Consider the following 841-nt stretch of genomic DNA (forward strand, 5'->3'; position numbering starts at 1 on the left):
CCCATAAATGGTATACCTAATTGACGAGCCGCAAAACTTGTAGGCGTTATTTGATTAACTAAATCCCCTGATAAAAACAAATCAATATCAGTTAGTTGAAATCCGCCTTTCATAATGGCTAAATTACACGTATCCTCAATAAGTTGAGCATGGCCTTTTTCATTTGTTTCTTGGCCAAGTCTTTCATCTTCGTAAATATGATCAAAATCTTTACTAAAAGGACTTTGCTTTTCGAGTGGACCCACGGCAACAGCCGTACATACAATACTTGGTTTAGAAGCAAATTGGATTGTTCTTGTCTTCACCAAGATATTACCCCCATTTGGACCAATATGGTTTTAATCAATGCAACGATAAACGCTGAGAATACCCCGTAAACAATTACAGACCCTGCCAATTTAAACATATTCCCACCAATTCCTAGTATGAATCCTTCTGATCTATGTTCAATCGATGCAGAAATTATGGCGTTACCAAATCCCGTAACTGGCACTGCTGAACCTGCACCTCCAAACTGACCGATTTTCTTATATAAACCAAATCCTGTTAAAATCATTGAAATAAAAATCAATGTAGCTACAGTTGGGTTACTTGCTGTACGCTCTGTAAAATTAAAGAAATACATGTAAAAGAAAGCAATGAGTTGACCGATTCCACAAATAATTCCACCAACTAAAAATGCTTTAAGACAATTCATAAGAATTGGACGTTTTGGTGCAATTTTATCCACGGTTCCTTGATATGCATTTGCATCCATTTAGGTTTGCTCCTTTGCCAATGTTTTAATGTCTTTTATTTCTTTCTTTAATGCTTCCATTTTTGGTTTTTCTTTTATGATTTT

The 841-nt window shown here is 35.4% G+C and carries 1 protein-coding gene and 1 pseudogene; both read right to left on the reverse strand.

Annotation, left to right across the window (positions count from 1 at the left end; all coding sequences use genetic code 11):
* A pseudogene (locus tag B371_RS0100175) lies at nucleotides 1–305 on the reverse strand (stage V sporulation protein AD); the annotation flags it as partial.
* Nucleotides 302–757 carry a stage V sporulation protein AC gene (gene spoVAC / locus B371_RS0100180; protein WP_019412358.1) on the reverse strand — a complete coding sequence of 152 codons (456 nt, stop codon included), beginning with the start codon at nucleotides 755–757 and terminating at the stop codon, nucleotides 302–304. The pseudogene B371_RS0100175 and the gene spoVAC, both read right to left, overlap by 4 nt.
* Between the last annotated feature and the right edge of the window lie 84 nt (nucleotides 758–841).

The sequence above is a fragment of the Paenisporosarcina sp. TG20 genome (genome assembly GCF_000286315.1).
Lineage (GTDB): Bacteria > Bacillota > Bacilli > Bacillales_A > Planococcaceae > Paenisporosarcina.

Coding starts and splice junctions, on each gene's coding strand:
- spoVAC (WP_019412358.1), bottom strand. CDS start 757: ATGGATGCAAATGCATATCAAGGAACCGTGGATAAAATTGCACCAAAA.